Below are 6,298 nucleotides of genomic sequence, written 5' to 3' on the forward strand. Positions count from 1 at the left end.
GCAATGAGCTTTTCTCGATTTTTATCGAAGAAAGGCTTATTTATATTTTATTTATTAAGTCACCTGCAACGGAACCTTGAATATCTTTTAAAGCAAGGTCTCGAACGGTTTGTCACTAATTTCTCGTATTTTGTAATTCTTCTTTTGAGACTACACGCCAACCGTTTTCAGTAAGTTTCTTAATATACGTTTCTATCATCATTCCTCAATTTCTATCGCAATAGGTGATGATTGTTAGGGGCTGGAAATTGGATTGGAATAGTAACTACAAAGTTAATTGTTTTATGCTTCTACTTTACACTTACATTTTTTGAACACTTACGTAAAGGTGATGAACGGATTACTAAACAATCTAAAATAGTGGCAACAACTTGTATCGCTTTAGCTTTAATTGTTCCAGTTGTTTATAATATTTATATTTATAATGAGATGATGAAATAATCATAGAGTATACAAGAGCGTCTTTGTCACAGGACAATCTGAAAAGAGGGATAGAAGTATTTTCGTCCATCCCACTTTATTTTTTTGAACATTAAGCATCCAGGTCATCCAAAATAACCATCCTTAATTTATGCGCAATGTTTCAATGATTTCTTTTCCGTCTACCATTTTTGTGGAAAACGCGATATTATCATTTTCTTTAACTTTATCAAAATCTCCTGAGGCATCTTCAGCAATTTCATAAGTTTTTATTTCACCTTCATAATCGATCAGGACCTTTTTCTGATTTTCCCCTTCAAATCCTTTAAATACACCTTCAACTTGAGTTGTTAGTTCAATTGCTGCAGCATCACCCTCTTTAAATTCATCATCCACGCTAACTTCGGTTCAGCTTTGCAAGCAGTTAAAGAGATTACTAAAATTCCAATGGCGGTAATTCGAATCCATGATTTCACTTCACGGAAGCTCCCTTTTTTTGTTTGACGTATTTGTATCCTCTCAGTTACACGTAAACAGCTGTTTTGTGATACAATTTTTTTGTTAGAAGTCTAAATTGTGAGCTGATATTTTATGCGAAGTCTTACTTATGCAATCGTAGATATTGAAACAACTGGTCATTCGCCTGCAAAAGGAGATCGAATGATCCAATTTGCAGTTGTCTTCGTTCGTGATTGGAAAATACAATCAACCTATTCAACCTTCATACAGCCTGGAAAGAAAATTCCTTTATTCATTCAGGACTTAACGAATATCTCTGATGAAGATGTCAAAGATGCTCCCGTATTTGAAGAAGTTGCTGGTGATATTTATGACATGCTTGAAAACTGTGTGTTCGTTGCTCATAATACGAATTTTGATTTGTCTTTTGTTCAAGCTGAATTTAAGCGAATTGGCTTTCCTTTATGGAAAGGTAAGAAAATGGACACGGTTGAATTGTCCCGCTTGCTATTTCCGTCGTCCTTTAGTTATAAATTACAAGATATTACACAGGAACGCGGCATCGAGCTAACAAACGCACATCGGGCAGACGATGATGCTTATGCAACGGCCGAATTATTTATTGAATGTATGAAAGAAATTGAAAAACTTCCGATTCAAACATTACAACATATTCATAAACGATCTTTCCAATTGAAATACGATATTTCTTCATTATTTTTTGAAGCACTTCAGAAGAAACGAGTTATGTCAAAACAAGATGATTTGGATATTTATAAGGGTATTGCCCTACGAAAAAAACAACACCAAATGGATTCTGTAGAGTCATCTGCGTACTATCCTGAAACCAAAAATCAAAAAMGATTGATGTTTTCAGAAGGGTTAGAAGACTTTAAAGAACGAGAAGGCCAATTTCAAATGATGGATGCCATTTGGCAAACCTTTCAAGCGGAAAATGAATTAGCGATCGAAGCATCAACAGGTATAGGAAAGACACTGAGTTATTTAATTCCGAGTTATTTTCATGCAAAGCAACAGGGTAAGAAAGTCTTAATTAGTACATATACATCACATTTAATGGAGCAGTTGTTTGAAGTAGAAGTGCCGAAATTAGAAGCAATCGTCAACAGTAAAGTAAATGTAGCTATCTTAAAAGGTGCACGACACTATCTTGATTTACATCGTTTTGAAGAATTGCTCCGAGCGGAAGATGAATCTTACGATGATACATTTGCTATATGTCAAATACTGGTGTGGCTAACGAGAACACAAACTGGTGATGTCGGTGAATTAAATGTTTCAAGTGGTGGTCAATTTTTCTTAGACAAAGTCAGAAAAAATGCATTCTCTATAAAATCATCTGAAATAAACGTTCATGATTTTCATTCGTATGCACTAGCTCAAAGTCAACAAGCAGATTTACTAATTACTAATCATGCGATGTTGTTCACAGATAAACACCGATTAGAGCCACTGTTGACCAATGAAATCACGTCATTCATTATCGATGAAGCTCATCAATTTGTCCAAGCGGCGAATGCTCGTGATGAACGGATTTTTTCTTTTACACAGTGGAAGTATGTTTTGGGTCAACTGGGGACACGTGATCAAGAGCAATTAACGTCTTCTTTTGCACGCGTATTAGAACGGCAAGGTGTCGAAGTAAGTAATACATTTGAAGAACTCGATCGGATGTATACACAATGTAGTGACAATTTTGACGAGGCAGTCCAATCGCTTGTGCAAAACGTCAGTCGTAAAAAGAAAGCAAAATCGCATTCGAAACAAACCATATTACTCGAAGAACTAGAGTTAAATTACGATGTACTAAACGAGGTTTATCATTATTTACAGAGATGGCTCACACTAGCTGAAAGCTTACTCAATCAGATTTCAACAAGTCAATTAGAATCTAGTCACTCGGAAAAATTAATCGTAGCTGAGTGGCAATATTGGCTAAATGAAATGAAAATAAAAACAGGTGAATGGGTTGATATTTTCCTTTCTTCCACTTCGGAGCATTCTATCTGGGTTGAGTTAGATGGAAGAAGTGTTCCTGGTAGTTTGCATGTGTTTAAAAAACCTATTGATTCTACTCGTGCTGTGAATGAAATATTTGATGAATGGCGGGGGAAAGCGGGTATTATTTGGACATCCGGTACTTTGTCGGTTCCAGGGAACAGCCGATTTATTGTTAATCAATTAGGGCTTCCTGAAAAAGTTCAAATTAAAACGTATTCTGCTTCAAGTGATTTTTACCAAGGTGCAAATTTATTCATAGTTGATGACATGCCAGATATTCAACATGTATCACAATCTGACTTTATTGAAGCAGTTGCGGATGCAGTCATTCAAACCGTGCTGGTAACAGAAGGACGATGTTTTGTATTGTTTACTTCACAAGATATGTTAAGAAAAACAGTGGATTTAATACAGGATACATCATTGCTAGAAGACTATATGTTATTTGCGCAAGGCATGACATCTGGTAGTCGAATGAAACTCTTAAAATCATTCCAAAGATTCCGCAAATCCGTGTTATTTGGAACCAATAGTTTCTGGGAAGGTGTCGATGTGCCAGGGGACGCACTATCTGCTGTTGTCATGGTGCGATTACCCTTTTCTTCTCCCGAAGAACCTGTCTTTAAAACGCAGGCAGAGCGGTTAACGAAACAAGGAATCAATTCGTTTACTTCGTTTGCATTGCCCGAAGCTATTCTTCGATTCCGTCAAGGGTTTGGACGCTTAATACGATCATCTACGGATAGAGGGGTCTTTATTGTGTTGGATCGTCGAATCGAATCTAAGTCCTACGGCAAAGAATTTATTCGTGCATTACCCGATATCCCGGTGAAGAAAGTCTCTCTAGAAGATATGGTCTTAGACCTGGAACATTGGTATAATGAGAAAGTATGAGTAAAATTGAAAAGGGGTTTAGAATGGAAAGCAAAATTGAAATAATATCAACGGTTACGGTTGACTATCAGTCAGACTTGTATAAAATTGTAGACGCCTTGAATCGTACACTAAAACATAGAGATTTAATGTTCGGACTTGCACTAGAGAAAGACAATCAAGAGAAAGCCGTTTTCACCATTTATAAAACGTAAGGTGCATATATGAAAAGATGGATTATATTTATAACTGTATTTATTCTTTCGCTAAGCCTCGTTATTAGCTTGTTTGTTATTTGGAAAGCAGGTCAACCTTTTTCAAAAGAACAAGATAAAGCAGAACAACTAGTATTAAGTGAAAAGAAATTAAAGGTAGTAACAGACTCAGAAGTTTACAGTGGGTCAAATACATACGTTACCGTCAGTGGTAATGATGTAAAAGGAAATGGGAAAGCGGTCTTTATCCCAATTACCGGTAAAGATCTTGCCATTGAAGAAGTGCTTCTTAAAGATGGAATTTCAAAAAAACAAGCAATTGAAGCTGTGCAAACCGAATTTAAAGTAAAAGAAATCTTACATACTAAACTTGGTTGGGAACAGGACAATGCAGTTTGGGAAATCACTTTCTTGAATAAGAATGATAAATTAAATTACGTATACTTATTGTTCGAAAACGGAAAATGGTGGAAACGTATTTTGAATATGTAAAAGGGGACGACTGTTTATGAAACCACAATTAGCTAATCGTGTTCACACATTAACACCATCAACAACATTGGCCATTACTGCAAAAGCGAAAGAGTTAAAACAACAAGGTATTGATGTGATTGGTCTAGGAGCAGGAGAACCAGATTATAATACACCTCAAAACATATTAGATGCAGCTCTTAGGTCAATGAATGAGGGTCATACTAAATACACTCCTGCTGGTGGCTTGCCTGCCTTAAAAAAAGCAATTATTGACAAATTACAACGTGATCAAGGATTAGCGTATGAGCCATCTGAAATATTAATAGGAATTGGTGCAAAACACGTACTCTATACCTTGTTCCAAGTGTTATTAAATGAACAAGATGAAGTTATCATTCCGATTCCATATTGGGTGAGTTATCCTGAACAAGTAAAACTAGCTGGTGGTGTTCCTGTGTACATTGAAGGAACAGCTGATCAACAATATAAAGTATCACCACAACAGATTCAAGCTGCTATAACAGATAAAACACGTGCCATCATCTTAAATTCACCAAGTAATCCTTCTGGTATGATTTACAATGAAGAAGAATTAAGAGAAATCGCAGAAATCTGTAAAGAGGCTAATATATGGATTATTTCAGATGAAATTTATGAAAAATTGATATATGGTGATGCAAAACATGTATCAATTGCTCAAACTTCTGAAGATGCAAAAGAACGTACATTGGTCATTAACGGGGTATCAAAATCTCATTCAATGACTGGCTGGCGTATCGGTTATGCTGCTGGGAACAAAGAAGTAATTAAAGCAATGACAGACTTAGCAAGCCACTCTACATCTAATCCTGTAACCACTTCTCAATATGCTGCCATTGAAGCATATAATGGTCCTCAAGATACGGTGGAGGAGATGCGAGCTGCATTTGAATCACGTTTAGAAATTATTTATCCAAAAGTGGTTGCCATTCCTGGTTTCAAAGTATTAAAACCACAAGGAGCATTTTATTTACTTCCGGATGTATCAGAAGCAGCTCGCATGACTGGATTTGAAACTGTAGATGCATTCGTGAATGCATTACTGACAGAAGCAAATGTTGCAGTCATTCCGGGTTCTGGATTTGGGGCACCATCAACAATTCGGTTATCATATGCCACATCGCTTGATTTACTTGAAGCGGCAGTAGCTCGTATAGACTCATATGTAAAATCAAAATGGCAAGAAGATTTGCTGTAATCTCTGGAGGAACTTATGAAAAAAATTATGATTCACGACATGCCAAAACATTTAGGTGAAACAGTTAAATTAGGCGCATGGTTAGCTAACAAACGTTCTAGCGGAAAAATTGCTTTTCTACAACTACGCGACGGTACAGGATTTGTTCAAGGAGTCGTTGTTAAAGCTGATGTACCTGAAGAATTGTTTGCAAAAGCAAAGACAATAACTCAAGAAACATCAATGTATATCATTGGAGAAGTAACAAAAGACGAGCGTTCTTCGTTCGGTTTCGAACTCCAAGTTAAAGAAATCGAAGTCATTCACGAAGCTGTGGATTTCCCGATTACGCCTAAAGAACACGGTACAGAATTTTTAATGGACAACCGTCATTTATGGTTACGTTCACGTAAACAACATGCCATTATGAAAATCCGTAATGAAGTAATTCGTGCAACTTATGAATTTTTCAATGATAATGGTTTTGCCAAAGTAGACCCACCAATTTTGACAGGATCTGCTCCTGAAGGAACATCAGAGTTATTCCAAACTAAATATTTTGATGAAGATGCTTATCTTTCTCAATCTGGTCAGCTTTATATGGAAGCTGCTGCTATGG

At 36.4% G+C, this 6,298-nt stretch carries 7 protein-coding genes; 6 read left to right on the plus strand and 1 reads right to left on the minus strand.

Going from position 1 to position 6,298, the window contains the following annotated elements; all coding sequences use genetic code 11:
- Positions 1 to 231: 231 nt before the first annotated feature.
- Positions 232 to 441 carry a hypothetical protein gene (locus tag AC1DOS_RS17165; RefSeq protein WP_477538477.1) on the plus strand — a complete coding sequence of 70 codons (210 nt, stop codon included), beginning with the start codon at positions 232 to 234 and terminating at the stop codon, positions 439 to 441.
- Between the two features lie 123 nt (positions 442 to 564).
- Here the strand turns inward: AC1DOS_RS17165 and AC1DOS_RS17170 are convergent, their stop codons facing one another.
- On the minus strand, positions 565 to 816 hold the full coding sequence (locus AC1DOS_RS17170) for a hypothetical protein (RefSeq protein WP_477538478.1): 252 nt from the start codon (positions 814 to 816) through the stop codon (positions 565 to 567).
- A gap of 195 nt (positions 817 to 1,011) precedes the next feature.
- On the opposite strand from AC1DOS_RS17170, the gene dinG reads away from it, so the two are divergent.
- The 5 genes from dinG to AC1DOS_RS17195 all read left to right on the plus strand — a co-directional run.
- Positions 1,012 to 3,795 carry an ATP-dependent DNA helicase DinG gene (gene dinG / locus AC1DOS_RS17175; RefSeq protein WP_477538479.1) on the plus strand — a complete coding sequence of 928 codons (2,784 nt, stop codon included), beginning with the start codon at positions 1,012 to 1,014 and terminating at the stop codon, positions 3,793 to 3,795.
- A 23-nt stretch (positions 3,796 to 3,818) separates the two neighbouring features.
- Entirely contained in the window at positions 3,819 to 3,989 is a 171-nt protein-coding gene (locus tag AC1DOS_RS17180) for a YpmA family protein (protein ID WP_081503781.1), read from the plus strand.
- Positions 3,990 to 3,998: 9 nt separating this feature from the next.
- Complete coding sequence (locus AC1DOS_RS17185; protein ID WP_108587142.1) at positions 3,999 to 4,481, plus strand: cell wall elongation regulator TseB-like domain-containing protein; 483 nt, start codon at positions 3,999 to 4,001, stop codon at positions 4,479 to 4,481.
- Between the two features lie 16 nt (positions 4,482 to 4,497).
- Positions 4,498 to 5,700, plus strand: a complete 1,203-nt coding sequence (locus AC1DOS_RS17190; protein WP_477538480.1) for a pyridoxal phosphate-dependent aminotransferase — start codon at positions 4,498 to 4,500, stop codon at positions 5,698 to 5,700.
- A gap of 15 nt (positions 5,701 to 5,715) precedes the next feature.
- A partial coding sequence (locus AC1DOS_RS17195; protein ID WP_477538481.1) for an amino acid--tRNA ligase-related protein occupies positions 5,716 to 6,298 on the plus strand: 583 nt, incomplete at its 3' end.

The sequence above is a fragment of the Paenisporosarcina sp. P5_A11 genome, from assembly GCF_056400705.1.